General features: G+C 65.3%; 26 protein-coding genes, 1 tRNA gene and 1 pseudogene. 19 read left to right on the top strand and 9 right to left on the bottom strand.

Annotation, left to right across the window (positions count from 1 at the left end):
* Positions 1–90 precede the first annotated feature (90 nt).
* The 4 genes from mug (at position 91) to ATK36_RS17455 (ending at position 4180) form a co-directional block, all read left to right on the top strand.
* Positions 91–651, top strand: coding sequence for a G/U mismatch-specific DNA glycosylase (gene mug / locus ATK36_RS17440; RefSeq protein ID WP_098512531.1), 561 nt, complete (start codon positions 91–93; stop codon positions 649–651).
* Between the two features lie 278 nt (positions 652–929).
* Complete coding sequence (locus ATK36_RS17445; RefSeq protein ID WP_098512532.1) at positions 930–1718, top strand: response regulator transcription factor; 789 nt, start codon at positions 930–932, stop codon at positions 1716–1718.
* A 158-nt stretch (positions 1719–1876) separates the two neighbouring features.
* Positions 1877–3721 (top strand): acyl-CoA dehydrogenase, encoded by a 1845-nt coding sequence (locus ATK36_RS17450; protein ID WP_098512533.1) that lies wholly within the window; start codon positions 1877–1879, stop codon positions 3719–3721.
* Positions 3722–3901: 180 nt separating this feature from the next.
* Complete coding sequence (locus ATK36_RS17455; protein WP_098512534.1) at positions 3902–4180, top strand: GlsB/YeaQ/YmgE family stress response membrane protein; 279 nt, start codon at positions 3902–3904, stop codon at positions 4178–4180.
* A gap of 37 nt (positions 4181–4217) precedes the next feature.
* On the opposite strand, the gene ATK36_RS17460 is transcribed toward ATK36_RS17455, so the two are convergent.
* A complete protein-coding gene (locus ATK36_RS17460) occupies positions 4218–4610 on the bottom strand; it encodes a nitroreductase family deazaflavin-dependent oxidoreductase (RefSeq protein ID WP_098512535.1) in 393 nt (130 codons plus the stop codon).
* Positions 4611–4725: 115 nt separating this feature from the next.
* On the opposite strand from ATK36_RS17460, the gene ATK36_RS17465 reads away from it, so the two are divergent.
* Together ATK36_RS17465 and ATK36_RS17470 are read left to right on the top strand one after the other, a co-directional pair.
* Entirely contained in the window at positions 4726–5376 is a 651-nt protein-coding gene (locus ATK36_RS17465) for a hypothetical protein (protein ID WP_098512536.1), read from the top strand.
* 108 nt (positions 5377–5484) lie between these two features.
* On the top strand, positions 5485–6393 hold the full coding sequence (locus tag ATK36_RS17470) for a helix-turn-helix domain-containing protein (RefSeq protein ID WP_098512537.1): 909 nt from the start codon (positions 5485–5487) through the stop codon (positions 6391–6393).
* Positions 6394–7127: 734 nt separating this feature from the next.
* Here the strand turns inward: ATK36_RS17470 and ATK36_RS17475 are convergent.
* Positions 7128–7433 (bottom strand): hypothetical protein, encoded by a 306-nt coding sequence (locus ATK36_RS17475; RefSeq protein ID WP_098512538.1) that lies wholly within the window; start codon positions 7431–7433, stop codon positions 7128–7130.
* Between the two features lie 397 nt (positions 7434–7830).
* Between ATK36_RS17475 and ATK36_RS17480 the strand changes: the two genes are divergently transcribed.
* Together ATK36_RS17480 and ATK36_RS17485 are read left to right on the top strand one after the other, a co-directional pair.
* Positions 7831–8865, top strand: coding sequence for a three-Cys-motif partner protein TcmP (locus ATK36_RS17480; RefSeq protein ID WP_098512539.1), 1035 nt, complete (start codon positions 7831–7833; stop codon positions 8863–8865).
* A gap of 79 nt (positions 8866–8944) precedes the next feature.
* Complete coding sequence (locus tag ATK36_RS17485) at positions 8945–9709, top strand: transposase family protein (RefSeq protein ID WP_098512511.1); 765 nt, start codon at positions 8945–8947, stop codon at positions 9707–9709.
* 89 nt (positions 9710–9798) lie between these two features.
* On the opposite strand, the gene ATK36_RS17490 is transcribed toward ATK36_RS17485, so the two are convergent.
* From ATK36_RS17490 to ATK36_RS17500, 3 genes are all read right to left on the bottom strand, one after another.
* Positions 9799–10563 (bottom strand): DUF5131 family protein, encoded by a 765-nt coding sequence (locus ATK36_RS17490; RefSeq protein WP_098514957.1) that lies wholly within the window; start codon positions 10561–10563, stop codon positions 9799–9801.
* 202 nt (positions 10564–10765) lie between these two features.
* Positions 10766–11557, bottom strand: a complete 792-nt coding sequence (locus ATK36_RS17495; protein WP_245914846.1) for an inositol monophosphatase family protein — start codon at positions 11555–11557, stop codon at positions 10766–10768.
* Positions 11554–12459, bottom strand: coding sequence for a DUF5919 domain-containing protein (locus ATK36_RS17500; protein WP_245914848.1), 906 nt, complete (start codon positions 12457–12459; stop codon positions 11554–11556). The genes ATK36_RS17495 and ATK36_RS17500 overlap by 4 nt, the downstream gene beginning before the upstream one ends.
* Positions 12460–12621: 162 nt before the next feature.
* Between ATK36_RS17500 and ATK36_RS17505 the strand changes: the two are divergent.
* From ATK36_RS17505 to ATK36_RS17525, 4 genes and pseudogenes are all read left to right on the top strand, one after another.
* A pseudogene (locus ATK36_RS17505) lies at positions 12622–13082 on the top strand (hypothetical protein).
* A 297-nt stretch (positions 13083–13379) separates the two neighbouring features.
* A complete protein-coding gene (locus ATK36_RS17510; protein WP_098512541.1) occupies positions 13380–13625 on the top strand; it encodes a hypothetical protein in 246 nt (81 codons plus the stop codon).
* A gap of 95 nt (positions 13626–13720) precedes the next feature.
* The gene (locus tag ATK36_RS34425; protein ID WP_342752031.1) at positions 13721–13855 is read left to right on the top strand and encodes an AMED_5909 family protein; all 135 of its coding nucleotides are present in this window, start codon (positions 13721–13723) and stop codon (positions 13853–13855) included.
* Positions 13856–14396: 541 nt separating this feature from the next.
* Positions 14397–14636 (top strand): tyrosine-type recombinase/integrase, encoded by a 240-nt coding sequence (locus tag ATK36_RS17525; protein WP_245914849.1) that lies wholly within the window; start codon positions 14397–14399, stop codon positions 14634–14636.
* 87 nt (positions 14637–14723) lie between these two features.
* Here ATK36_RS17525 and ATK36_RS17530 read toward each other — a convergent pair.
* Positions 14724–14794: transfer RNA gene (locus tag ATK36_RS17530), tRNA-Gly, on the bottom strand.
* 109 nt (positions 14795–14903) lie between these two features.
* Between ATK36_RS17530 and ATK36_RS17535 the strand changes: the two genes are divergently transcribed.
* The 3 genes from ATK36_RS17535 (at position 14904) to ATK36_RS17545 (ending at position 18990) form a co-directional block, all read left to right on the top strand.
* Entirely contained in the window at positions 14904–16097 is a 1194-nt protein-coding gene (locus ATK36_RS17535; RefSeq protein ID WP_098512543.1) for an oxygenase MpaB family protein, read from the top strand.
* A gap of 119 nt (positions 16098–16216) precedes the next feature.
* Positions 16217–16798, top strand: coding sequence for a dCTP deaminase (dcd, locus tag ATK36_RS17540; RefSeq protein WP_098514959.1), 582 nt, complete (start codon positions 16217–16219; stop codon positions 16796–16798).
* Between the two features lie 164 nt (positions 16799–16962).
* A complete protein-coding gene (locus tag ATK36_RS17545) occupies positions 16963–18990 on the top strand; it encodes a DUF7507 domain-containing protein (RefSeq protein ID WP_098512544.1) in 2028 nt (675 codons plus the stop codon).
* Positions 18991–19292: 302 nt separating this feature from the next.
* On the opposite strand, the gene ATK36_RS17550 is transcribed toward ATK36_RS17545, so the two are convergent.
* Positions 19293–20300, bottom strand: a complete 1008-nt coding sequence (locus ATK36_RS17550) for a cation diffusion facilitator family transporter (RefSeq protein WP_098512545.1) — start codon at positions 20298–20300, stop codon at positions 19293–19295.
* A gap of 93 nt (positions 20301–20393) precedes the next feature.
* The gene (locus tag ATK36_RS17555) at positions 20394–22706 is read right to left on the bottom strand and encodes a (Fe-S)-binding protein (RefSeq protein ID WP_098512546.1); all 2313 of its coding nucleotides are present in this window, start codon (positions 22704–22706) and stop codon (positions 20394–20396) included.
* A gap of 169 nt (positions 22707–22875) precedes the next feature.
* On the opposite strand from ATK36_RS17555, the gene ATK36_RS17560 reads away from it, so the two are divergent.
* Entirely contained in the window at positions 22876–23202 is a 327-nt protein-coding gene (locus ATK36_RS17560) for a DMT family transporter (protein WP_098512547.1), read from the top strand.
* A complete protein-coding gene (locus ATK36_RS17565; RefSeq protein ID WP_098512548.1) occupies positions 23199–23759 on the top strand; it encodes a TetR/AcrR family transcriptional regulator in 561 nt (186 codons plus the stop codon). Before ATK36_RS17560 ends, ATK36_RS17565 begins: the two co-directional genes overlap by 4 nt.
* 77 nt (positions 23760–23836) lie before the next feature.
* On the opposite strand, the gene ATK36_RS17570 is transcribed toward ATK36_RS17565, so the two are convergent.
* The gene (locus ATK36_RS17570; RefSeq protein WP_098512549.1) at positions 23837–24376 is read right to left on the bottom strand and encodes a YbhB/YbcL family Raf kinase inhibitor-like protein; all 540 of its coding nucleotides are present in this window, start codon (positions 24374–24376) and stop codon (positions 23837–23839) included.
* A gap of 161 nt (positions 24377–24537) precedes the next feature.
* Between ATK36_RS17570 and ATK36_RS17575 the strand changes: the two genes are divergently transcribed.
* Positions 24538–25317 (top strand): DUF4097 family beta strand repeat-containing protein, encoded by a 780-nt coding sequence (locus ATK36_RS17575; RefSeq protein WP_098512550.1) that lies wholly within the window; start codon positions 24538–24540, stop codon positions 25315–25317.
* A gap of 27 nt (positions 25318–25344) precedes the next feature.
* Positions 25345–25575: a hypothetical protein gene (locus tag ATK36_RS17580; RefSeq protein ID WP_098512551.1), complete on the top strand. Its 231-nt coding sequence runs from the start codon at positions 25345–25347 to the stop codon at positions 25573–25575.
* The last annotated feature ends 95 nt before the right edge of the window (positions 25576–25670 follow it).

The raw sequence follows: 25670 nt of genomic DNA on the forward strand, positions 1-25670 counted from the left end.
TGCGAGAGATCACACAGGCTACCCATTCCGGTGGCCGCTTGGCCACCCCGTGTGGCGCCCGGATCGGCCTGCCGGACGAGACTGGCCGCCATGTCCGTCAAACCGACCAAGGACCAGCTGGCCGCCGCACCCGGCAGCCGGATCCCGGACGTCCTCGAACCCGACCTGGACGTGCTGTTCTGCGGGATCAACCCGGGGTTGTGGTCGGGCGCGCTCGGCTGGCACTTCGCCCGGCCCGGTAACCGGTTCTGGCCCGCGCTGCACGCCGGCGGCTTCACCCCGTGGGTGTTCGATCCCAGCGAGCAGCAGGCCCTGCTCGGCCTCGGGCTCGGCATCACGAACGTCGTCGAACGGGCCACCGCGCGAGCCGGCGAACTGAGCGACGACGAACTCCGGGACGGCGGCCGCGCACTGGTGGAGAAGGTGCGCGAATACCGCCCGCGCTGGCTGGCGGTCGTCGGGATCACCGCCTACCGGGTCGCCTTCGGCGAACCGAAAGCCCAGGTCGGGCGCCAGGAGCGGCGGCTGGGCGGCACCGGTGTCTGGGCACTGCCGAACCCGAGCGGGCTCAACGCGCACTGGAGCGCCGCCCGGCTCGGCGAGGCGTTCGGCGAACTGCGGCAGGCAGTGATCGAGAGCTGCGAAGCGTAGTTGAGAGCCACCGAACGGAGTACACCCTCAGTAGTGAATGGGGCCATTCGGCACCGTTGGATGGGCCGAATTCCTGCAGTTCGCGAGGGGTTTTCTACGGAGAGTTTGCTGCAACCGTTCGATACGGCCATGAGGGGGAAACCGCGTCACAAGTCTCGTCCGGTGGAGTCGAATGAGGGACAAGGTGTTGTTTCCGTTCGATCCCGGCAGGGGGGATCGAAGGCATGCCGAGGGGGTGTGCCGGTCGCCGGGAACGACCTCGAGGACGGAGGCCTCAGATGCGTGGCATCGAGCCCCATCGAACGCCCATCGCGCCGGGACAACAGGCCGGCGGTCGCAGTCTGGGGGTGGCCGTGGTCGACCCCATCCCGCTGTTCCGGGAGGGGGTCGCGTCGATGGTGCACCGGACGCTCGGCCTGCACTGGTCCGGGCAGGCGGCCAGTCACCACGCGGCGATGCAGCTGTGCGAACAGGTGCGGCCGGATGTGCTGATCGTGGATTCCGCGCTGGATCCGAACTGCCATCTGGTCAAGATGCTCAACGCCGGTGATCCGGCGCTCGTGCTGGTGGTGCTGGTGCGCGACACCAGCCGCACCCAGCAGTACCTGGCCACCGCGATCGCCGCGGGTGCGCACGCGATTGTGCCGCGGGCGGTCGACGCCCGCCGGATGGCCGAGGCGATCCGGCGCGCGCACACCGACCGGCGCTACATCGACCCGGCGCTGTCCGCGCTCACCGCGAGGCCGAAACGGCAGTCGGCGGCCGGGGTCGTCCCCGGCGACGGTTCGCTCGGCCGGTCGAAGGCCGTCATGCCGCTGTCCCGGCGGGAATACCAGGTGCTGCAGCTGGTCGCGGAAGGGCTGGAGAACTCGGCGATCGCGAAACTGCTGTTCCTGTCCGTGGAGACGGTGCGGACGCACGTCAAGAGCATCCTGCGCAAGCTGTCCGCACGCGATCGGACACATGCGGTGACCATCGCGTTCCGCGGCGGCATCCTGGTCCCCCAGCTCGACGATCACCATGCCGTGCTGCCCGCGCAGAACTCCGTGGCGCGTAGCACCCGGTGACCTTGATCGCCTGGTCGTCGCCGGGCTCGGGGGAAACCGAACCCCTTCGGGGAGCGCCGTCGCTTGCCCTGGTTACTGGTAGGTAATATCCTGATATTACCGGCGAGTAGGGGAAGCTGTGCCCGGCCGGAAAGCCGAACCCGACACGGAGTGACGACATGGGCCACTACAAGAGCAACGTTCGCGACCTGGAGTTCAACCTCTTCGAGGTACTCGGCGTGCAGGAGCGCCTCGGCAAGGGCGTGCTCGCCGATTCGGACGAGGAGACCGCTCGGGGTGTGCTGTCCGAGCTGAACCACCTCGCCACCGGCCCGCTCGCCGAGTCCTACGCCGACGCGGACCGCAACCCGCCGGTCTACGACCCGAAGACCTTCAGCGTGCAGCTCCCCGAGTCGTTCAAGAAGAGCTACCGGCAGCTGCTGGACGGCGAGTGGTGGCGGCTGGGCCTCACCAACGAACTCGGCGGCCTCGGCATGCCCCCGACCGTGCAGTGGGCCGCGGCCGAGCTGATCCTCGGTGCCAACGCCCCGCTGTTCATGTACCTCGCGGGCCCGGACATGGCGATGATCGTGCACAAGAACGGCACCGAAGAGCAGCGGAAGTGGGCGCAGCTAATGCTCGACCGCCGCTGGGGCGCGACGATGGTGCTCACCGAGCCGGACGCGGGCTCCGACGTCGGGGCCGGCCGCACCAAGGCGGTCAAGCAGGAGGACGGCAGCTGGCACCTCGACGGCGTGAAGCGGTTCATCACCTCGGCCGAGCACGACCTGACCGAGAACATCATGCATCTGGTGCTGGCCCGTCCCGAGGGGCCCGGCATCGAGACCAAGCCCGGCACCAAGGGCCTTTCGCTGTTCCTGGTGCCGAAGTTCCACTTCGACGGCGAGACCGGTGAGCTGGGCGAGCGCAACGGCGCCTTCGTGACCAACGTCGAGCACAAGATGGGCATCAAGGTGTCCACCACCTGCGAGCTGACCTTCGGCCAGCACGGCACCCCGGCCAAGGGCTGGCTGCTCGGCGAGGTGCACGACGGTATCGCGCAGATGTTCCAGGTCATCGAGTACGCACGGATGATGGTCGGCACCAAGGCCATCGCGACGCTGTCCACCGGCTACCTGAACGCGCTGGAGTACGCCAAGGAGCGCGTGCAGGGCACGGACCTGCCGAACATGCTCGACAAGGCCGCCCCGCGCGTCACCATCACGCACCACCCGGACGTCCGCCGTTCGCTGATGCTGCAGAAGGCCTACGCCGAGGGCCTGCGCGCGATTTACCTGTACACGGCGTCGTTCCAGGACCAGCTGTGGACCGGCGAAGGCGACGAGGCCGCGCAGAAGCTCGCGCACAGCGTGAACGACCTGCTGCTGCCAGTCGTGAAGGGCGTCGGCTCCGAGCGTGCGACCGAGCAGCTGGTGCAGTCGCTGCAGACGCTCGGCGGTTCGGGCTTCCTGCAGGACTACCCCATCGAGCAGTACCTCCGCGACGCGAAGATCGACTCGCTGTACGAGGGCACCACCGCGATTCAGTCGCTGGACTTCTTCTTCCGCAAGATCGTGCGGGACAAGGGGAAGGCGCTCACCTTCCTGGCCGGCGAGATCACCGCGTTCATCGAGTCGGAGACCGGCAACGGGCGCCTCAAGAACGAGCGTGCGCTGCTCAAGCAGGCGCTGGAGGACACCCAGGGCATGCTGGGCTCGATGATCGGCTACCTGACGTCCTCGCAGCAGGACCCGCAGAACGTCAACAAGGTCGGTCAGCACACGGTCCGGCTGCTGCTGTCGGTCGGTGACCTGCTGGTCGGGTGGCAGCTGCTCAAGCAGGCGGGGATCGCCGTCGTGAAGCTGGACAACGGCGCTTCGGCCAAGGACAAGCCGTTCTACGAGGGCAAGCTGGCCGTGGCTTCCTTCTTCGCCAAGACCGTGCTGCCCGAGCTGACCGCCCGGCGCGCCATCGTCGAGGCCGCGGACAACGCCCTGATGGAGGTCGACGAAGCGGCCTTCTGACCGGTCGGCTCGCCAGCGGCGGATTCGGCCAGGACTTTCCCGGCCGGGTCCGCCGCCAGCGTTGTCCCTCCTGGGTGACTTCCTGGCCCTGGACTGGTCTTATCCGCCGGTCGCGCGGATTCTGAATGAACCGGGCATTGCGGGGTATCCGGTGCGCATCGACCCGGAGGAGGAATTCCGATGACTGTATCCGGCATCATCAGCGCCGTCGTGATCGGCTTGATCCTGGGTGTGCTGGGCAGGCTGTTCGCACCCGGCAAGCAGTCCATTCCGATCTGGCTCACCATCGTGGTGGGGATCGTCGCGGCCTTCGCCGGGACCGCGATCGCCCGGGGCATCGGGTACGCCGACACCAAGGGGATCGACTGGCTGGAGATCATCACCCAGGTGGCGCTCGCGGTGATCGGGGTCGGCCTCGCCGCCGGAATCTACGGCAGGCGCCGGGTGGGGCGGCCGTGACTTTGGCCGTCCACTCCGGACAGTCTGGAGTGGACGGTCAATCCTGCTTGCCCGCGCGCGTTTTCAGCGCCAGGTAATCCGTCACGCCGACGAGCCCGAGGATCTGCCGAACCCCGGCCGGCATCCGGCGGCCGGCCTCTTCGTGCAGGAGCTCCGGCTCGGTGAGGCGGTAGGTCCGGCCGCGCGTTCGCAGTTCCGCGCCGCCGGCGGCGAACACGTTGCGCACCCAGTCTGCGTCCGGCCCGTAGGTCAGGGCGAAGAGGAACCCGTCGCCGGTGCGTACCAAGTTCAGCGGGGTGCGGAACTCCCGCCCGGATCGACGACCGCGGTGCACGAGTAAGCCGAAGCCCGGCAGGACCCCGGCGAACCGCTTCGTGATCCGGTTGGTCACTTTGCGGTTGAACCGGGCGACCTTCCTTGACAGCACCATGGTGACCAGCCTAATTCACCCCGGTTGGCTTGACTGTCCGGTGGCGTGTGCCGTCTCGTTCCCCCGATCTGGTGAGATAGGAACACACACCGAACCCGACGCGGGGAGTTTGAGCATGTCCGACGAGTGGCCGCTGCGGCAGGACCCGGAGTCGCCGGTGATCATCGCGCACGCACTGGTCGAGGACCCGGCCCGGCTGGCCTTCGCGGTACTCGACGATGACGACGACTGGTTCGTCAGCGACGGCGCCGAGTTCGACGAGGATATGGACGTGAACCGCCAGCTCTTCGGTGCCCTCAGCCTGCGCGAAGCCGTCGAGCTGCTGCCCCAGCTCACGGTGCTGGCCCCGTTGCCGCCCGGCATGGCCGCGGACTGGGACCCCGACCGTTCGACCTGGCTGCTCAGCTCGGTCGCCGACTCCGATGACGTCGCGGAAGACCGCGAGATCCGCGACGCCCGCATCGCCGCCTGGCCGCATCCCGGCTCGCCGGTGGACGAGGTCCAGCTCAGCACCGCCCTCACCGAGATCCCCACGACGAGGGATGCGCCGGCCCGCGCCGTCCGCCAGGTCGTCCGCGAACCCGACGGCACCTGGCTGTTCGTCGGCTTCGAGGTCCCGGAGGAGGAGGACTTCGAGGTAGAAGGTTTGGAGCTGGAGCACGTCACCCGGCTGTATCCGGATGTCGTCGGCGTGCTGCAGGCCGCTCCCGGGCAGGTGTTCGACCGCTCGGCCCCGGGTTCTCCCTGGGAATTGGTCGAGGGCTGACTCTGCTCCGTGGGGGTCGTCTGCGGTTGCTGACGCGGGTAAACCGGCGTATATGCGTGTAGCGATGTGCAGACAGGCACGATCCGCGGGGTGGAGGTGACGGGCTTTATGCGAGGCATGGGGATGCCGACGCCACGGGCACGGGGGTTGGGCGCGGCGTTGCGCGATGCCCGGGTCGAGAAGCGGTTCGGGGTACCCGAGCTGGGGCGCCGGATCGGGGTGAATCCGGCGCTGCTGTCGGAGTGGGAGGTGGGCCGGCAGGTCCCGACGCCGGAAGAGGTGGCGGGCGTGCTGGGTGCGCTCGGCGTGACCGGCGAGCGGAAGGCCTGGATCATGTCGCTGGCCCGGGGTCTGGCCGGGCCGAGCTGGTTCACCCCCGGAACGCAGGCGGACCCGACCCACTACACGACTTTGGTGGCGCACGAGCGGGTCGCGGTGTCGATGACAGTGTGGGCTCCCCTGCTGATTCCCGATTTGGTACAGATCCCGGATTACGCCAGACTGGCTCTGGGTCCGGACCTGCGGGACGGCGATGAGCTGGAACAGGTCGTGCAGAATCGCCTGGACCGCAACCGAATCCTGTTCGGCGCGGGCGCGATCGAGGCAGACATGTTCGTGGGGACGGAAACCCTGGCAAACCACTTCGGCGACGCCGAGGTGATGGCGCGGCAGGTGCGGTACCTCATGGACCTGATCGGAGTCTCGCAGACGCTGCGGATCCGGGTCGTACCGAGCCAGGCCGTGGCCGAAGGCGCGTTCAGCCACTACCAATTACGGGACGGCACGGAGGCCGTCTACTGCCCGCACCACGGGGTCGGCGTCTTTTTGATCGACGAGCAGGCAGCTCCGTATGCTGACATCTCGGCACGTTTGGCCAAGGCAGCCTGGTCCCCGGCGAAGTCTTTGGAGCGGCTGTCGGCCGTGGCCGCCGGGTTCGACGGCGAGGTCGCGCAGCGGCGGAGAATGACCGATGAGCGCCTTGCCGAACTCTTGTCGGGGGAGGATTCCGGCGGGTAGCCGTTCGGTGCCTGGCTTTTGGGACTTCAGACTGCCGGTCGACAGCTGTGCACGGCGAAGGTGTCCTGCGCGAGGCACACGATTCCGCGATGAACTGACGTCCGGCACCCGACGCGAGCACGTCGGCGTGCCGGGCGTTTCACGGGCGAATGCGCGAATGTACCGCGCCGTGGCCGACGCGGACCGGTAGCACCAACCATGAGGCGACTTACTGGGCCAACCGCGAGGAAAGCGAGGTTGAGCGACTGGCCTCCCCTTGTACGGGAGGAGACGCCAGCGAGGAATGAAGCCGCCGAGTGAGTTTGCGGCAATATTGTTGGAACAGTCTGCAAAAGGTCAAATGGAGTGCTTCCCAAAAGCCGGAAGCACTCCATTTGACCTACACAAAATTCAAGAGATCTGATGACGGGAATCAAACCCGCGTATTCAGCCTGGGAACCAGCCGTCAGGGCCTGAAACCTGAAAAGTGCCCCTGACCTGGGGTTGACCATGCGCGCTACGTGCCCTCGTTGACCCCTGTTGACCGGTGCATATTGCTGGGATGTTGCTGGCGAGAGGGTGGCCTTGGCCCCAACCCGCTCCTGTCCCTTCATCCCGATACGAAGCCAGCACGCGGCCGGTGTCGCCCGGGTCAAGGCACGCTTTCCCGCCTTGACGCGGTGTCGCCGGCCGTTGTCACGATCCGGCTTCGGGGCGGAGGGGCCTGGCGACCTTCGTACGCAAAGTCTGCGGCTCTACCGCTCACCGAGCTTGCGGCCGAGGGCGTCCATAGAGTTGGCAAGGTCCGCGGCACCCCTGAGCGTGATGGAGTCTTCTTGCATGTACTTGAGCTGGTGGAAGACGGCCAGCAGCGCCTCAGCGGTCGCTAGGCCGATCGGGTCGGCGATGCTCCTGCCCTGTTCGAGGGCTTCGCGTGCGGCTGCGGCGTGGGCTTCTGCGATGGCGCGGTCGGACTTTGGCATGAGGTCGACCTTGCCAGTGGTCCGGTCCGGCGTAACTAGGCCAATGAGCCGATCGTCGTCGGCGGTGGCGCGCTGCACGGTGGCGAGTCGTCGGCGGACCGCCCGGCGACCGGCGGCCGAAGCGGAGCGGCAGGCCGTCCGTGTCGCAGTCGGGCGAGCCCGCCGTACGCGTGGTGACCCTGCGCGCCGCCGCTGGCGGCGCCTTGATCCCATAGAGCCAAGTTCGGCAGTCGTGAATCTGGCACGGTCGATCAACCGCATTCTGCAGGTGAGCAGCTACCCTCTCGGCGGTTGGCAGCACGTGCTACAGAAGCAAGAGCCTCGTGAACACAGAGGAGTCAGGCAAGCCTGACAACATCGCCGATACGCCATTCGTGGGAAGTAGCCGAGACCTATTGATCTTCGCCGAATTTGTTAACAACTATGGGAACTTCCACGACTCTAGATTACGGCAACCTGGAACGCGGAGGTAGAGATGGCCGATAAGCTCGACACGGTTTGGCAACTAGAACCCCACACGAAGGCAAAGCATGACATCCTCAGGCGCTACCTCCATGGATGGTTTCCCGTGCTTAGCCGTTACAACGGTCGTATTATTTTTCTCGACGGTTTTGCTGGCCCGGGAGTATACAAGGAAGGTGAACCTGGTTCTCCGAAGGTTGCACTAGAAGCGCTTCTTCAGCATCGTTACGACTTAGCCAAGAACAATTGTGAGTTTTTGCTGGTGTTTAATGAGCAGGATCCTGACCGATACGCAGTATTGAATGATGTTATCGAAGAACTCAAGCAGGGCGAGTGGCCACCCCATGTTAAGGTCAGCAAGCTGAACGAGAACTTCCAGGATCTAGCTGAAGATATCGTAGAGTACTTGGATGAGCAGCGGGCTAATCTTGCGCCCACGCTGGCCTTCCTTGATCCCTTCGGGTATCAAGATACGCCGATAGAAAAGATTAAGAGGCTGCTGTCGTTCAATAAGTGCGAGTTGCTCATATATTTCGACTACAATAGCGCAAATCGCTTTGGCACGGCTGGAAATGTTGACGAGCACTTCGAAGCCCTGTTTGGCACTGATGAGTTTAAAGATGCGCCACCGGCGGGAGATCCCGAGCGTGGTAAGTTTTTTGTGGATCTTTACGAACGCCAGCTAAAGGCAGTTTGTGAATTCGATTATGTGCAGCGATTTCAAATGATAAACCGAGATGGGCGGACGCCGTACTATCTTTTTTACTGCACCCGAAGTCTTAAGGGTGTGGAAATCATGAAGGATGCGATGTGGTCGGTCGCACCTGATGGCGGCTACCGATTCTCTGACCGCCTCGCCGGCCAAGACGTTCTTTTTCAAGATCAAGCTGATACGCAGCCTCTGCGGAAGGCTCTGTTGGCAGAGTTCTCAGGAAAGACGGTGAGCATCGCCGAGCTTGAGCGTTTCGTTTTGGTTAATACGCCGTACAAGAAAACGCATCTAAAGCAGAAGACGTTGGCACCTATGAGCGTTATTCTGGCGACTTGATCACCCTCAAAATAGGGCAACGGCCCCAGTCGAGTAAGATCGTTTTCCTACCAGAGAACACGACTTACAGGCGGGGCCGTTGCGTTATCAGTCTACTACAGGGCTTGCTACCGACCAGATCGAGGAGCTTGTCGCACGGATCAGGCAGATCGTTCAATGTCATGAGAAGCAAGCGTGGCCTCCGATCGTGGGACTGTATCGCGCTGTCGCGCTCACTTTGGTGTACGTCCGGCAAAATCTGAATCAGGCTGCGGTGGGCGATCTATTCGACGTCAGCCAGTCGACCGTATCGAGAGTGCATCGAGCCATGCTTCCCCTGATCGGACAGGCTCTGTGTTTGCACATTCCAGACCTCAAAGAAGCCATTCGCGGGCGGCTTGCCCTGGTAGATGGCACTGACGTCCCAACCGGCAACCGCGCTGGTCACGAGGACAACTACTCGGGCAAACGCCGCCGATCCGGGCTGAATATCCAGATTGCCGCCGACACGGACGGTCACCTCTTGGGAATATCCGCACCCCTGCCAGGATCCATGCACGATCGCAGGGCGTTCACCGAGTCCGACTGGGAAGACCTTCTTGCGGATACCCCTGTTATCGCCGACCCCGCCTATCAGGGAACTCACGCCATCACACCGCGCAAGAAGCCAAAAGGTGGGGAACTGTCAACCAGCGACAAAGCCAACAACAAGACCATCTCCTCGATACGATCAGCCGTCGAACGATGCATCGCCCACCTGAAGAATTGGAAGATGCTCGCCACCGGGTACCGAGGCCGACTCGCCGAGCTTCCCAACATCATCCGTATCATCACGGCGCTCGAATTCTACCGACTCGGCTGGTAACTATCGTGAATAACGCTCTATGCAGCGGGAGGGCCTCATTGAATCGCCGAATCAAAGGCGAAAGTCTCAGTTTCCCGACGGAACGATAATTACGTTTCCGTAGTGAGAGGTGCGGATTCGCGATCTGGAAACTCGTCCCATGTTCTCCCGTCAAGAGACCGGCCGTTAGCCTTAGGGGTCCGCCCGCCCCATTGCTTGAAGAAGAACGCCGTCTCAGATTGGTAACATTGGTCTCTAATGTCGCGTACCCAATCGATGGGCATATTCCTAGATTGACTACCGGACTCGCCGCCAACGATCACCCAATCGATTCCGTTGAGATCCAAGTTGGGTAGCGGTCCAACAAGTGGCTCACAGGAAAGGAAGCGTACAGCGGCGGGGATTTTCCGCAATTCATCAATCCGGCCTATATGATCTTCGTTCTCAACCGAAACCCCCATCCAGATGTTTTCTAGCCAATCAAATTTATTTGCGATACGTACAGCGCGCTTCGGTCGCTTGGTGAGTAACTGATAGCGATGCTGCGGAGTATCGGCCATTACCCGAAATACATCACTGATAAATTCCGATGGGACCCGAGCGTGGAACAGGTCGCTCATGCTGTTCACGAAAACTTTTTTCGGCGCACGCCAACGGTAAGGTTGATTCAGGGTTTCAGGATGGACGGAAACGTCAAATCCGGGACCAGACGTCACGGGGTTGCCATCGTTTTGGTACTTGGTAGCGCCCATTGCCTTCAATCGCTTCGCGAGCGTCAGCGCGTAGCAGTTGTCGCAACCTGTCGAGATTCGATCGCAGCCGGTGACAGGGTTCCAGGTCACCTCAGTCCACTCGATCTTGCTGCTCGCTGCCACGGCGACTCCCATCCTTCGACACGCGTTGCCACATCCTGTCATTCGAACATATGTTCGTATCTGGGTCAAGAGTGTGTAGGCTTCCAGGCAAGAATCCCTAGGGTCATGGCAGCCGATGTCGACTGCACCTGAGTGATCAGTTCTTGGGCAGTTTCGGCAACGTTGCTTGATGTGACGGCTCGACTGGCGCTGACACTAACCGTCAGCTGATAACTGTTGTCAGAGCGCGGTGAATCGCTAGCGAGGCTCCAACGGTCTCAGCAGAGACGGTGGTGTGCTGCGTGCCTGAGGCGTCGGTGACGCGTGCACCGGCTTCGCGTGCAACGAGGACACCGGCTGCGGTGTCCCAGGGCTTATTGGAGAGGATGACGCATGCGTCTGTGCGTCCTTCGGCGACGAACGTGAGGTCGAGCGCCGCCGACCCGAACATACGAACCCGTTCTACGTTCTCGGCTAAGGCTTGGGTGACGGTGAACCGGCGGCGGTTTTTCTCTGTTGCGTCTGTGCCGGTGGCGTAGTCGCCGAGTGAGACGATGGCGCGAGCGAGGCTGGCGTTGGTGCTGGCCTGGATTGGCTTGCCGTTGCAGTACGCGCCTGCTCCCTCGACTGCGGAATAGTTGAGGTCGAGGAACGGGGCGACGACGACACCGACCACGGGTTTGCTTTGGTGGACAAGGGCTAGCTGGGTCGCGCAGAGCGGTATGCCGTGTGCGAAGTTGGACGTGCCGTCGATGGGGTCAAGCGCCCAGACCTGGGGCGTGCTCGGGTTGATTGTGCCGCAGCCTTCTTCTTCGCCAAGGAATCCGATTTCCGGTGTGGCGCGTTCCAAGAAGGCTTGAACCTCACGTTGGATGCGGAGATCGAGGTCAGTGACAAGGTCGCGGTCCCCCTTGGCGCGAATCTCTCCCGGGCCCTGCGTTGTCATGAGCTTGCGCCCGATCTCTACGGCTTCTTGCGCCACGGCGAGCATCGCGTCCAGGTCATCGTTCTTCACGCGGTGACCTCCGTCGAACGCGCCCACATGGACTCAAAGACCTGGGCGAACGTGTCGAAGAGGCCGGCGGGCTTGCCTGTCTGCCGTTCCATGACCAGCGTCGGTGACTCGACACCTCGCGCGTCCGGTAGGTAGGGCTGGACTACGCATGTGTCGTTGTCGATGACGGTGATGTTGAACCGCACGGGCTCGTCGTACGTACGGATCTGCAAGTTTTCCCGCGCGGAAGGGCTGAGCTTGGAATGGAGACGCTGCAAGGTCTGCATGTTGAGCGTCGTCAACGTGGTGAGCACATCCGGCGGAAGCCCTTCTTCTCGTTCGCGCGCCTTGATGTACTCCCCGGCCGGATCGAGGAACAGCGCGCGGACCGTGGTGCCGTTCTCCAGCAGGTCCATGAGCGAGCGGTCGGAGTACTGCTGGCACAGCGCGTTGAGCGACAGTCCCACAATGCTGATTGAGTCCGCGTCGTCGAACAGCCGGTGCGGCGGCATCTCGTGGCTGAACTCGGGCCGCGTGGTGAACACGGCGGTCACGTCGGCCATGCCCTCGGTACGGGCGACCGGAGGTGCGGCTGGCGCGGCGGGCTTGGTCGACGGCGGTTCGGGGACGAAGCCGATTCCGCCGGTGTGCTCCTGGAACAGTTGCTCGGCGGTCCACTCGGGGAACATGCTCTCCAAGATTCGGCAGTGGTCGGCGTAGGGCAGGCCTCGGACGTCCCCGGAAAGCCACCGGTAGAACTGCGCCTTGCTGGGATAGCCACCTTTCAACGTATCGTCGATCTTGAGAGCGTGCTTGTCGTATTCACGGCAGAACGCGCGATGACCCTGTAGATGCCGCTGCTTCAGCAGCACTTTGAGCACGTTCGCCTTCTCGGCCATTGGTCCTGCGTCGTGATCGGCCATGAGACCACCGTAGCAGGCGGATGAGACAAAGACGAGACTCAATGATGGTCAGATGTTCGAGACGAGACCTCCGTGCCGTCTCGATGAAACCCCTGCTCAGCCGACTGTGTACCTAGCCGCCGGTAAGGCGGGCCACGTAACGGCAAAGCAGGTGAATCCAACATGGCGATCAGCAAGGGCTTTCGGTTCCCGGTCGAGTTCGATGAGGCGTTCCCGCAGGGGTTGGTGATGGTTGGCGAGGTGTCGCCGGACAACGAGTACCAGTCGCGAGAGGACCGGGCGGCGGGTCGGCCTGCTCGGCAGCGGGTCGATGAGTCGACGGGCAAGCGGAGGTGGAAGGTGACGGTCACTGACCCGAGCGAGCCGAACGCGAAGCGCGCGTCGTATGAGGTGACGTTTCTGGCTGACGTGCAGCCGGTGCCGGCGACCAGTGAGGTTCTCTGCCGGGGATGCGGCCGATCGAGATGGAGGGCCTGACGGCAGAGCCGCGCGTCGCGGGCAACGGTGAGTTCAAATACCAGTCCTATGTCTATCGCGCGACGGGCTTCAAAGCGGTCGCGAGCGGTGGCGGGTCGAAGTCGCCGCGTGCGGCGCAGGAGGAGCAGACGGCCAAGGCTGCGTGACGGCGCTGACGGCGACCTGACTGGGAGTCGAAATGGTGACCAAGAAATCGGTGAAGGCGTGGGAGGACGCGTACCGCAAGTACGGTGCCGCATCGGAGTTCGCGGCTCGTGCGGGCCGGGGCGACAACGGGTCGGCGACCGTCCTGGCGCACGCCTCGTGGGCCGTCGCCTCGGCCTGGCGGTCCATAGCAGCGGAGCGGAAAGACCTCGCTTGGTGGATGTTGGCCGCGATCGAGTCAGCGGCTGAGGCGTTCGAAGACCAGGCGCGCCATTGGCAACAGAAGAAAGGGCAAAACGGTGGCGTTCAACGCGACCTGGACGCCTGGCCCGGAAGCGGTGGCGGGGATGCACCTCAGTGGCCAGTCAACCGTGCCGGGTTTGGTGCTCTACCTCGACAAGGACAGCCTGGCGATCATTCCGCCGACGGATCCGGGGCAGTGGCCGGTGTTCGCGGCGTTCCTTCGTCAAGTCCGCGACGGCGCGGACCAGTTGGCGACGGTTCTCGACGTACAGGGAGGGCAGGCGCATGAAAGCCAAAGCTGAACCGGCAACGCTGGAAGCCGCCCACGCCTCGGCGAGGTCGGCGCCCTGCGTCCGACGCGGCCCGCTCGGAATGGGTGGCGTTCCATCGAGCGAACGTGAGGATGTATCGGACCGCTGCGGACTTCGACCGCTGGCATCACCACGAGGCCCTGTACTGGGTCGGCTACGAAGAGCGCCAAGTGGCCCGGTTCTCTGCTCCGGCAGAAGAGGCGAAACCTGGGCAGAAGTAGTCCACATTAGACGAGCAAAACTCAACAACTGTAATAAAAACGCACGCTGGGACGTGTGGCGATGAAACACGTCCCCGTGCGAAATCTTTGAATCGTAAGGCGCAGAAGCGGAATCCGGCTACCAACCTCGCCGCTCCTGCGCTGTCCACAACCAGCGGAAGTGAACAATGACAACGCTAAACTATGGCAGGCGTTGCGTGTCAACGGGGGTCACCCGGACGCGCTGCGGTTCCTGTAAGCGATTCGCGAAGTTGCAGCCTGGCGAGACCAAGTGCGCGGCGTGTTTGGGTGTGCTGCTGCTCGGCCTCGCCCCGGTGCGGGGTGGTCGGTGATGCACATGTCGACCGGGTTTAATTGCGGCCCTTGAACTATTGGGCCTGGGCGTGTAGGTGCTGCATAAGATCGGTCGTGCGCTGGCGTCCGTGCTGGAGGTCTTGGCGGCTGCTGCGGTGGTGTTTGTTGCCCTGTCGTGGTTGTGCAAGGCCGTCGTCTGGGGCTGCGTCGGCCGAACTTCGCGCAACTGTCGAAGTGGACGGAAGTCGTGGCGGACCTTGGATTGAAGGGCCTGCACTTTCACGACCTTCGGCACACGGGCAACGTGTGGGCGTCCAAGGCCGGGATGTCGACCAAGGACCTGATGGCGAGGATGGGTCACGACGACATGCGGGCCGCCCTGATCTACCAGCGGGCGACGGACGAGGCGGGCGAGCGGATCGCCGAGACGCTCATCGAAGAGCACCGGAGGGAGAAGAAAGAGCGCGGAAATGGAGCCGCCGACTGATGTTGTTGGAACAGCCCGTAGAAAGCCAGAAGGGGCGCCTCCCAATCTCGGGAAGCGCCCCTTCTGAGCTGCTAAAACAGCCATCTGAGCGGATGACGGGAATCGAACCCGCGTATTCAGCTTGGGAAGCTGATGTTCTACCATTGAACTACATCCGCAGTGCCTTGCCAGCATACACAACCCCGCCGTCCGGCTGTCCAGTGGGCGTGGGTTGACGGTGCTGGGGCCGGTGACAACACTTGTTGTCGGTCAGGAGGTGGGCTGACGGTGGACGGGCAGGTGCTGTTCCGGCAGGGCGCGTTCGGGCTGGTGGCGCGGGCGCGTGGGGGCAGCGCGCGAAAGGTGGACGAGGCGCAGATCGTGCGGCTCAGGGAGTTCGCGCAGCGGCAGGATCGGCTCGCGGATGACGTCGTCGAGTGGTTGCCGCGGGATCGGCGTGGGCGGGAGCTGGTGAACCGCGCGCTGGCTGAGGGGATCGGGCGGGTTGAGCAGGCTCCGGACGAGTTGCGGGCCTTCTTCACCCACGTCGAGGGCACGCCGTATTGGGTGGACGCGGAGCGGCTCGACCGTGGTGCGCGGGCGATCACCCGGGCGGGGCTGCTCGGGCTCTTTCCGCTTGGCGACCTGTCGCTGATGGGTGGCTACTTCGCCTCGCGGGCGACGAAATCCCTGGTCGGGACGGGGGAGATCGAGCATCGCACGGTTCACCGGCTGTTCGAGACGGCGGCGTGGTGGATCGACGTGACCACGCCGGGAGCGTTGGTCCGGCATGGCGAGGGTTACCAGGCCGCGCTGCGGATCCGGCTGGTGCACGCGCAGGTCCGGCGGGCGATGAACCGTCGCGCCGACTGGGATTACGAAAGCTGGGACCGGCCGGTCAACGAGGTCCAGTCGGCGGGCACGTTACTGCTCTTCTCCCTGGTCTACCTGGCCGGAGCGGAGCTGCTCGGGGTGCGGTATTCGGCGCAGGAGAGGGCCGACGTCCTGCACCTCTGGCGCTACGTCGGCTGGCTGGTGGGCGTGCCGGGCGAGCTGCTGCCGGCGGACGAGGACGACGCCTGGCGCCTGCTCTGGCTGCTGGCCGCGACCGAGTTCATCCCGGACGACGACACGAAACGCCTGGCCAAAGCCCTGGTGGCCAGCCACACCGCGATCGGCAACGGCCGTGGTGCGGCGGGCTGGGTGCTCGCGCAGGTGAACGTCCGGGTGCACGCCTCGATCAGCCGTCTGGTGCTGGGCCGGGCCAACGCGGACTACCTCGGGCTGCCGGACGACCCGATTGCGCAGACCGCCGTAGTGCTCGGGGCGGGTGCGAATTTCGTTGCCGAAACGGTCCGGCCGTTCGTGCCCGGTGCGACAGCTTTGCAGGAACGGCTTGGTGACCTTGGCCGTCGCCGCTATCGGCAGCGGCTGAACGAGCTGATGGGGCGGGATCGCGCACGTTCTGATCGTGCCGCTTGAGGTCACGTTCTGTGACGGACTGGCCCATGATCAGCTGGGTGGCGGCCGGAAGTCGCTGGGTACGGCGCCAGAGGAGGGACACCCGCGGGTTCCGGCCGGCCGCCCGATACGCTCTGTCCGTGCTGCTCAGTGACCGTGACCTCCGCAAAGAGCTCGACGCCGGCCGGCTCGGCATCGACCCGTTCGATTCCGGCATGGTCCAGCCTTCCAGCATCGACGTCCGGCTCGACCGGTACTTCCGGGTGTTCGACAACAGCAAGTACACCCACATCGACCCGCAGCTGCAGCAGGACGAGCTGACCTCGCTGGTCGAGAAGGAGGGTGACGAGCCGTTCGTGCTGCACCCCGGCGAGTTCGTGCTCGGCGCCACGTTCGAGCAGGTCAGCCTGGCCGACGACCTCGCGGGCCGGCTGGAGGGCAAGTCCTCGCTCGGCCGGCTCGGGCTGCTCACGCACTCCACCGCGGGCTTCATCGACCCGGGTTTCTCCGGGCACATCACGCTCGAACTGTCGAACGTCGCGAACCTGCCGATCACGCTGTGGCCGGGGATGAAGATCGGCCAGCTGTGCATCTTCCGGCTGTCCAGCTCGGCGGAATTCCCGTACGGGTCGACCGAGGCGGGCTCCCGGTATCAGGGCCAGCGCGGGCCGACGCCGAGCCGCGCGTACCAGAACTTCCATCGCGTGGACACCTGGCGCTAGGTCCGCTCGGGCGATTTCGGACCGTGACCGGGCGGTCCGATCGGGCTGTGATCGTCACCCACGAGTAAACCAAGCGTTGCCCCGGTCGCTCTGCGGAGTGACTTCGTCGCACGGCAGGGTAGGAAAGGATCTCCCCGTCACCGGTTCGTGTCAGGCTCGCGGGCATGGTTTCGGCCGGGAAACGTCTGCTGGTGGTGCTCGGCCTGCTGGCCGGTCTGCTGGAGAAGGCCGTGCACGGTGGTCCCTTTCGCGCCGGTGATCCGGTCACGTTCACACTTACCGTCACCAATACCGGTGATTCGCCACTCAGCGCCGTCAAGGTGATCGATCAGGGAACTTGCGTGAAGACCTTCGACACCCTGGCCGCCGGTGCCAAGCAGGCTTACGACTGCACGGTGCCCGCGCCGGCGGACGACACGGTCAGCACCGCGAGCGCGAAAGGCACTCCACTGACCGGACCACAACTCTCGGTCACTGCCACCGCGAAGATCGACGTGATTCATCCGTCGATCACGGTCCGTCCGACGGTGAGCCCGGCAATCGCTCGGGCGGGCGACGACCTTACGGTGACGCTCGTTGTCACCAACACCGGTGATGTGCCGTTGACGTCGGTGACCGTAAAAGATTCCGGCTGCGACAAGACTTTCGACCAGCTCGCCGCACAGGCCGTGCAGACTTACCAGTGCACCGTGAAGGCCGGTCCCGACGATTTCACCAACCCCGCGGCGGTCACCGCGAACGACCCGACGAACCGGGCCGTCACCGCGTCCGCCGGTGCGCCCGTGGACGTGATCCATCCGGAGATCGCGCTCATGAAGGACGCTCAGCCGTACCAAGTGAATTCGGGTGACAAAGTCACTTTCTCCTTACTGGTGAAGAACGTTGGCGATGTACCGATCACCGATGTGTCCGTTGTGGACGATCGGACGCCGTCCTGTGCGCACCGGGTGACGCAACTGGCGCCGGACGCCGAGGAGACGTATCAGTGCACCACGGTCGCCGGATCGGCGGGCTTCACCAACATCGCGAAGGTGAGCGGGACCGATCCGACGAAACGCCTGGTCAACGCCTCCGCGCAGGCGTCGTTCGTGGTGCTGAAGCCGAGCGTCTCGGTGGTCGAGCGGGCGTCCGGCGGGCCGTTCCGCGCGGGTGAGTCGCTGCCGTTCGAGGTGATCGTCACCAACACCGGTGACCAGGAATTGCACGATGTCACCGTTTCTGCGGATCATGCGCCAGACTGCGCACGTCGGTTTGAGACCTTGCCCGTCAACGGAATCCAGCGCTACCCCTGCGTGACCACTGCTGGATCCGGTGATCCGTCGGCCACCGTGACTGCGACTCCCCCGTCGGGTGCGCCGGTCACCGCCACGGCCAAGGCCGACTTCAGCGTGCTCCGTCCCGCGGTGGAGTTGCGTCGAGAACATCTGGACCAGCCGATCCGCCCAGGCGACCCGGTCACCTACGTGACCACTGTGCGCAATACCGGCGACTCGCCGCTGCACGAGGTGACCTTTCGCGACGCTGATGAGGCTTGCTCGTTCACGCTTCGCGCACTCGATCCTGGCGCGCACGCAACTCGTGCTTGCACCCAGACGGCGCGGGCCGACCTGAGCGGCCGCGACACCGTCACGGCAACCGACGACACCGGGCGCACCGTCGCGAACGGCACCACCACCACTACCACCGACGTAACCGGTCCCGGCCTGACCGTCACCACCACACCTCCACCACGCCCGGTGCTCCCCGGCCACCCGAGCCCGGTCACGGCCGTCGCGAAGAACACCGGTGATGTGCCGTTGGCCGACGTCCGGGTGACCGGTCCCGGCTGCGTAAGCGAACCAGCCGAACTTGCCCCAGGAGCCACCACGGCCGCACTGACCTGTGAAGTGACCACTCCGGGCACCGTAACAGCGACAGGCCGAAACGCTGCTGCGCAAGCCACTCCGCGCGCTGACGCCCAGGCCGCAACCCGAGACGCCGCGTACCCAGCCGACGCCCGCGTCGCAGGCACCGGCGCGCAGGTATCAACCCAAACCCCAGTACGCCCCTACGTCGCCAACCCGACCCTTCGGCTGACTGAGCGCGGCGAGTCGACTGCAGCGGCAGGGGGCACCGTCACGTTCTTGGTCGCTGCTGAGAACGTGGGCACCTCAGTGCTGACCGTCGACGGGCATCGGCTGCTGCCGGGGTAACGCACTACTGGACTCGGAGCGCCACAGCCCCGGCACACGGACGATTCGCCGACTCAGTCCCGGTACAAGTAGTGCCCGAAGTGGACGGAGCGAACCCGTTCATCGTCAAGGCGACTGCCGCAGGGCAAGTGGATATGGCGGTAGCCCGGCCGGTCGACGGGAACGATCTTGACCTTCGGGACGGCGTACTGGTCATTCTCGCGCTGCTAGGGGCTGGCGCATTGCTCGTGCGGATTACCTGGCGGGCGCGGAAAAGCGTGCGTACGCGACGTCGCAACAGCCGGAAGAGCTGATCCCCCGGACTACTGCGTGTCTTCGATTGGCCGCTGCTGTAGGTCGCCGTAGCGCTCCAGGACGGTCGCGCGCAGCGTCGGATCGTTGCGTGGCACCGGCTCGATGAACACTTCGCGTACGTCGTTGAACTGCTCGCTCAGTTCGCCGGCCAGACGTACGCACGCGCGTTCCACGTCGGCCGCACCCAGTGCGTCGTCGAAGTCCACGCGGGCGCAGACCAGTACGTGATCGGTGCCCATCAGCATGGTCTGCAGGTCCACCAGCGCTTCGATTTCGGGCGCGGCCGCCAGGTGGTCGCGTACCTCGCCTACCAGCCGCGGGTCCGCTTGCCTGCCGATGAGCAGACCGCGGTTGGTGCGGCCGAGCAGATAGGCCACGCACACGAGCAGCACGCCGATCAGGATCGAGGCCAGCCCGTCCCACACCGACGAGCCGGTGAGCTGGTGCAGGCCGAGGCCGGCGAACGCGAGCAACAGGCCGACGAGCGCGGCCGAGTCCTCGAACAGTACCGTCTTCGGCGCGGGGTCGTCGATCATCTTCAAGTAGCCGAAGAACGACCGGCCTTCGGTGCGGGAGTCCCGGCGCACCTGGCGTACCGCCTGCAACCAGGAAATCCCTTCGAGGCAGAACGCGGCGGCCAGCACGACGTACCCGACGATCGGGTCGGTCTGTTCCTCGGGGTGCCCGAAGACCGTGGTGAATCCTTCGTACAGCGCGAAAACCGCACCCGAAGCGAAGATCGACACCGCGGCGAGCAGGGACCAGAAGTACCGCTCCTTGCCGTATCCGAACGGGTGCATGCGATCTGCCGGTCGCTCGGACCGCTTGAGCGCGGTGAGCAACAGGACTTCGGTGATGGTGTCGGCGACCGAATGCGCTGCCTCCGACAACATCGCACCCGATCCGGTGATGATGCCCGCGGCGAGCTTCATCGCCGCGATGGCCAGATTCACCCCGCCTGCCAGCACGACGGTGAGGGTGCTTTCGCCGCCGGCGGATTCGTCCTGCTCGCTCACGCGCAGCAGACTAGCCGTTGTACCGTGCGCTCACCGGCCACGAACGAAGACGGCCCCTCCCGATGCGGAGAGGAGCCGTCCAAGGCAAAGCTGTCAGTCCCGCTTCTCCTCCGGCCCAGTCTCCGGCTCGTCTTCCAGCTCGGGGTCCGGGCCGTCGAGTGACGGCGCGCCCGCCGGGATGAGCGTCGGCTCCGGCTTGCGCTTCACGGCGGTGAGCAGCAGCTGTGCGACGTCGACGACCTCGAGCTTCTCGCTCGCCACACCGTCACTCTGGCGCGACGTCACGCCGTCGGTGAGCATGACGCGGCAGAACGGGCAGCCGGTGGCGATCTTCGACGGCGCGGTGCCGAGCGCTTCGTCCACGCGCTCGACGTTGATCCGCTTGCCGATCTTCTCCTCCATCCACATCCGCGCGCCGCCGGCACCACAGCACATCGAGCGGTCGCCGTGCCGCGGCATTTCGCGCAGCGTCGCGCCCGAAGCGCCGACCAGCTCGCGCGGTGCGTCGTAGACCTTGTTGTGGCGGCCCAGGTAGCACGGGTCGTGGTAGGTGACGTCCTCGGCGACCGGCGCGACCGGGGTCAGGTACTTCTCCCGCACCAGGCGGTTGAGCAGCTGCGTGTGGTGCACGACGTCGAACTGGCCGCCCAGCTCCGGGTACTCGTTGGCGAGCGTGTTGAAGCAGTGCGCACAGGTCACGACGACCTTGCGCGCCTTGCGTTCCCGTCCTTCGAACACCGAGTTCAGCACCTCGACGTTCTGCTGGGCGAGCATCTGGAAGAGGAATTCGTTGCCCGCACGGCGTGCCGGGTCACCGGTACAGGTCTCTTCCGAGCCCAGCACGGTGTACTGCACACCCGCGATGTGCAGCAGTTCCGCCACCGCGCGGGTGGTCTTCTTCGCGCGGTCCTCGAACGCGCCCGCGCAGCCGACCCAGAACAGGTACTCCGCGTCGCCGAGATCGCCGTCGAAGACCGGCACCTCGAAGTCCAGCTCCTCCGTCCACTGCAGACGGTCCTTGGCGTTCTGGCCCCACGGGTTGCCCTTGTTCTCAAGGTTCTTGAACATGCCGTTCAGCTCGGTGGGGAACGAGGATTCGATCATCACCTGGTAACGCCGCATGTCCACGATGTGGTCCACGTGCTCGATGTCCACCGGGCACTGCTCCACGCACGCACCACAGGACGTACACGACCACAGCACGTCCGGGTCGATTACACCGCCGTCGTCGCCGACGAGCGCCTTCTGCGACTCCGCGATCGCGAGCACGTCTATACCCGCGTACATCCCGGACCCCGCCTCACCGCCACCCTCAACGGAGGCGCCCGCTGTGTCTTTCCTGCCAGACAAGCCGACTTCGTCGCCCGCCATGTCACGCTTGCCGCCCGCCAGCAGGTACGGCGCCTTCGCGTATGCGTGGTCGCGAAGCTGCGTAATGAGCAGCTTCGGCGACAGCGGCTTCCCGGTGTTCCACGCGGGACACTGCGACTGGCAACGGCCGCACTCGGTGCAGGTGGAGAAGTCCAGCCAGCCTTTCCAGCTGAAGTCCTCGATCGCGCCCACACCGAAGGTGTCCTCATCCGGGTCGGCTTCTTCGAGATCGAGGACCTTGCCCTTGCTCATCATCGGCTTCAGCCGGCCGAGCGCGACGCCACCGTCCGCTTCGCGCTTGAAGTAGATGTTGAAGAACGCGCTGAACCGGTGCCAGGCCACACCCATGGTCATGGTGCGCGCGACGACGATCAGCCACACCGTGGCGCTCATCAGCTTGATGAAGGCGAACACCGACACCAGGGCCGCGGACGAAGGTAGCGCCCAGCTAAGCGGGTTGGACACGAAGGCAGCCCACGGGGGCGTCTCGTGGGCGTGCATAGCGACCTTCGCGGCGCGTACGCCGATGATGCCGATGCCCTCCACGATGACAACAGCCTCGACGAAGTACGCCCACTTGAAGTTCGAGCCGGCGAAGCGCGACTGACGGTCCGCGCGGCGCGGGTGGTTCAGCTGGCGGATGACCGCCAGCGCGATCCCGCCCACCACGGTGCCGACGCCGAGCAGCTCCATCAGCAGGCTCCACGGCGCCCAGTCCTCCAGCACCGGCCAGCCCCAGGTCGGCACGAACACCTCGCCGTAGGCCTCGAACAGGGCGAGCGAGCCGATCAGGAAGCCCCACATCACCATCCAGTGCCACGGCGCCACCTGACGGAACTTGGCCATCCGGGTGTGTACCGCGAACTCCTTGACCATGGTGCCCAGCCGGGCGGTGAACGGCCCGTTGCGGGTCGTGTCGGGCTGGCCGAGCCGGATCACCCGCACGAAGCGGGCCACGGTCGCGATGAACATTCCCCAGGCGATGATGCCCAGGAGGACGGAGATCCCCCCGAGCGTCAGCTGTACCGCGCCCATCGTCGGGTGCCTTTCGTCCGGTGTGGTGGTGGCCGGTGCGCGAGGCGCCGGTTGCGGAGCAGGGTAACGCTTCTTACTGATGGGTAATCGGTAGGACGGTCCCAAGTCCCACTGATGTGGTGCACGCCTCGCTAGCTATTGGGACGATCGTTCAGGTAGTTTCTCTCCCATGGGTGCCTACTTGTACCTCGCGCTGGCGATCGGCGCAGAAGTCACGGCCACCGTGTCGCTGAGGTTTTCCGAAGGGTTCTCCCGGCTCGGGCCTTCGATCCTGGTGATCGCCGGGTACGGCTTCGCGTTCTTCGCGCTTTCGCAAGTGCTGAAGGCGGGGCTACCGATCGGTGTCGTCTACGCGGTCTGGGCGGCGGCTGGAGTTGCCTTGGTGGCGCTGGTGGGTGTCTTGTTCCTCAAAGAGCCGATCAACCTGGCGATGATCGCCGGAATCCTGATGGTGATCGGCGGTGTGGTGCTGATCGAGTTGGGGAGCAAGGCGTGAAGATCCAGGCCGACGGTCGCAAGGTACGCGGCGAGAAGAGGCGTACCGAGATCATCGAGGCCACGCTGCGGGTGATCGAACGCGACGGCGTCGCCGGAGTCACCCACCGCACTGTCGCCGCCGAAGCGGGCGTACCCACGACGTCCACCACGTACCACTTCTCGTCGCTGGACGACCTGCTCGTCGCCACGCTCATCTCGTGCGCACGGGACATGGCGACGGAGGTGTACTGGATGATCGACCGCGCTCGTTCGCGGGGCAGCCGTGGTGCCGAAGAGGTGGCGGGGCTGCTCGCCGAGGCGCTCGGGCCGCGACGCGGCCGCACCATGGCCGAGTACGAGCTGTACCTGCTGGCGGCGCGCAAACCCGAGTTGCGCCCGGCCGCGCGTCGCTGGCTCGACGTGCTGACCTCGATGGTCCGTCACAACGACGAGGTGGCCTTCCGGGTTTTCCTCGCCGGTATCGACGGGCTCCTCATCCAGGGCCTGATCGACGACGAGCCGCCGTCCGCGGAGGAGCTTCGCCCGGTCGTGGACTACCTGCTGAAGCCGCGCTGAAGGCTGTGAAGGGCCCCTTCACGGACTCAGAGTCTGTGAAGGGGCCCTTCACAGCCGGAGGCCGCGGCGAGCTGCGCTCAGCCCTTGTTCTCGTAGACGGCGGTGAGGGTCGCGCGGGCCAGCGTGTGGCCGAACATGGTGAAGCCGAGCGCCGCCGGCGTCGTGTCTTTGTCCGCGTCGAGGGTGTCGACGTCGAGGGCGTGTACCACGAAGAAGTAGCGGTGTGGGCCGTGGCCGGGAGGCGGGGCAGCGCCGAGGAACTGACGTACGCCACCGTCGCCCTTCAGGGTGACGGCGCCTTCGGGGATGCCTGAGCCGGAGGCGTCGCCTGCCCCGGAGCGCAGCTCGGTGACGGTGGCCGGGATGTTGAACACGGCCCAGTGCCAGAAGCCGCTCGCGGTAGGCGCGTCGGGGTCGTACGCGGTAACGGCGAAGCTGCGGGTGTCTGCCGGGAAGCCGCTCCAGGACAGCTGAGGCGAACGGTCCTCGCCGCCGGCGCCGAAGATGCCGGACAAGTGGGGCGTGGCGAGCGTTTCGCCTTCGGCGATGTCGGTGCTGTGCAAGGTGAACGAGGGCACCGATGGCAGGAAGTCGTAGGGGTTGGACGGCTGGGGCATCGATCCTCCTGAGCGCGGGAAGTCCGTTCGCTCGTCAGGTTAGGACCCCGGCCCTGAGGGTGCCGCCTCAGGGATGTTTCGGGGGGTTTACCGGATGTCGCCGGGGTGCCGGTGCCCTTAACGTCGTCCGGGACCGCAAGGACGCACCAGGGGGAGGAACCATGGCACGCCCGATTCTCGCGCTGGCCGGCATCGTCGTGATCGGCGCGGGACTGGCGATCGGCTTCGGCTGGGGCGTTGCGTCCTCGGTGACCCGCGAAGCCACCATCAGCGAGCAGATCCACGGGGTCAAGCTGACGGCCGCCGCGGGTGACGTACGCGTCCGTACGGGCAGCGGGCCGGTACGGGTGCAGGAGAAACTGCAGTACCACTTTAGCTCGGATCCGGGCGACGCTTACCGGGTCGAGGGCGGTCAGCTCGTACTAGGCGACTGCGGCAGCAACTGCAGTGCCGACTTCGAGATCGTGGTTCCGGCTGGCATCCCCGTCACGGGCGATATCGACTCGGGCGCGCTGGACGTCGCGGGGGTTAGCAGCGTCGACGTCACTTCGCACTCGGGGCAAGCGCAGGTTGCCGACGTCGCCGGCCCGGTGAGCCTGAATCTCAGCAGCGGTTCGACCGACGTACGCAACGTCGGCGACCTGAAGGTGCACAGCAGTTCCGGCCGTGTGAAGGCGGAAGGCGTACGCGGGAATGTCGACGTCTCCGTCGACAGCGGGCGTGTGGAGCTTGGGCTCGACCAGCCGGCCAACGTGACCGTGAAGGCCGACTCCGGCAGCGTCGACGTACGGGTACCGGCCGGGTCGTACCGCGTCACCGGCGACTCCGGCAGCGGACGCCGCTCGGTCGAGATCCCGCAATACCTGCAGAACGCCAGTCCTGAATCCAAGACGCTCGACCTGAACACCGGCAGTGGCCGCCTGACGGTCAAGGCCGCCTGAAACTTCCCACAGGGGGGAACACGCACCATGCGCAAGATCGAAACGCGGTTGCTCGCGGCCGTGCTGGCCGGCGCTGTCGGCGCGTTCGCGGTGACCGCCGCGTTCAGCCACGAGCCGGCGCCTGCGCCTGCCGCGCCGGTGGCGGTCGTACGGGTCGATGTGCCGCCAGGCGCCGTCCAGGTTGCTGACGTAGTGGGGGTACGCAGCGAACTGGACCACCGCGCTGCCCGCCCGGCCGCTGCGGCGCGGCCGGCATGAACCTCGCTGTCGCTGTTCTCACGCTGCTCCCACTGATCACTGCACCAACGCATTCCCTCGTATGGACGGCGTGCCCGACCAAGCAAGAGCCGACC

Origin of the sequence: Amycolatopsis sulphurea (assembly GCF_002564045.1) — a bacterium.
Taxonomy (GTDB): Bacteria; Actinomycetota; Actinomycetes; order Mycobacteriales; family Pseudonocardiaceae; genus Amycolatopsis; species Amycolatopsis sulphurea.

Bases quoted from the DNA above. Each gene is read 5' to 3' on its own strand.
- ATK36_RS17455 (WP_098512534.1), top strand. From the start codon at position 3,902: ATGACTGTATCCGGCATCATCAGCGCCGTCGTGATCGGCTTGATCCTG.
- ATK36_RS17480 (WP_098512539.1), top strand. From the start codon at position 7,831: ATGGCCGATAAGCTCGACACGGTTTGGCAACTAGAACCCCACACGAAG.
- ATK36_RS17445 (WP_098512532.1), top strand. From the start codon at position 930: ATGCGTGGCATCGAGCCCCATCGAACGCCCATCGCGCCGGGACAACAG.
- ATK36_RS17460 (WP_098512535.1), bottom strand. From the start codon at position 4,610: ATGGTGCTGTCAAGGAAGGTCGCCCGGTTCAACCGCAAAGTGACCAAC.
- ATK36_RS17500 (WP_245914848.1), bottom strand. From the start codon at position 12,459: ATGGCCGATCACGACGCAGGACCAATGGCCGAGAAGGCGAACGTGCTC.
- ATK36_RS17450 (WP_098512533.1), top strand. From the start codon at position 1,877: ATGGGCCACTACAAGAGCAACGTTCGCGACCTGGAGTTCAACCTCTTC.
- ATK36_RS17470 (WP_098512537.1), top strand. From the start codon at position 5,485: ATGCGAGGCATGGGGATGCCGACGCCACGGGCACGGGGGTTGGGCGCG.
- ATK36_RS17580 (WP_098512551.1), top strand. From the start codon at position 25,345: ATGCGCAAGATCGAAACGCGGTTGCTCGCGGCCGTGCTGGCCGGCGCT.
- ATK36_RS17555 (WP_098512546.1), bottom strand. From the start codon at position 22,706: ATGGGCGCGGTACAGCTGACGCTCGGGGGGATCTCCGTCCTCCTGGGC.
- mug (WP_098512531.1), top strand. From the start codon at position 91: ATGTCCGTCAAACCGACCAAGGACCAGCTGGCCGCCGCACCCGGCAGC.
- ATK36_RS17570 (WP_098512549.1), bottom strand. From the start codon at position 24,376: ATGCCCCAGCCGTCCAACCCCTACGACTTCCTGCCATCGGTGCCCTCG.
- ATK36_RS17465 (WP_098512536.1), top strand. From the start codon at position 4,726: ATGTCCGACGAGTGGCCGCTGCGGCAGGACCCGGAGTCGCCGGTGATC.
- ATK36_RS17545 (WP_098512544.1), top strand. From the start codon at position 16,963: ATGGTTTCGGCCGGGAAACGTCTGCTGGTGGTGCTCGGCCTGCTGGCC.
- ATK36_RS17560 (WP_098512547.1), top strand. From the start codon at position 22,876: ATGGGTGCCTACTTGTACCTCGCGCTGGCGATCGGCGCAGAAGTCACG.
- ATK36_RS17575 (WP_098512550.1), top strand. From the start codon at position 24,538: ATGGCACGCCCGATTCTCGCGCTGGCCGGCATCGTCGTGATCGGCGCG.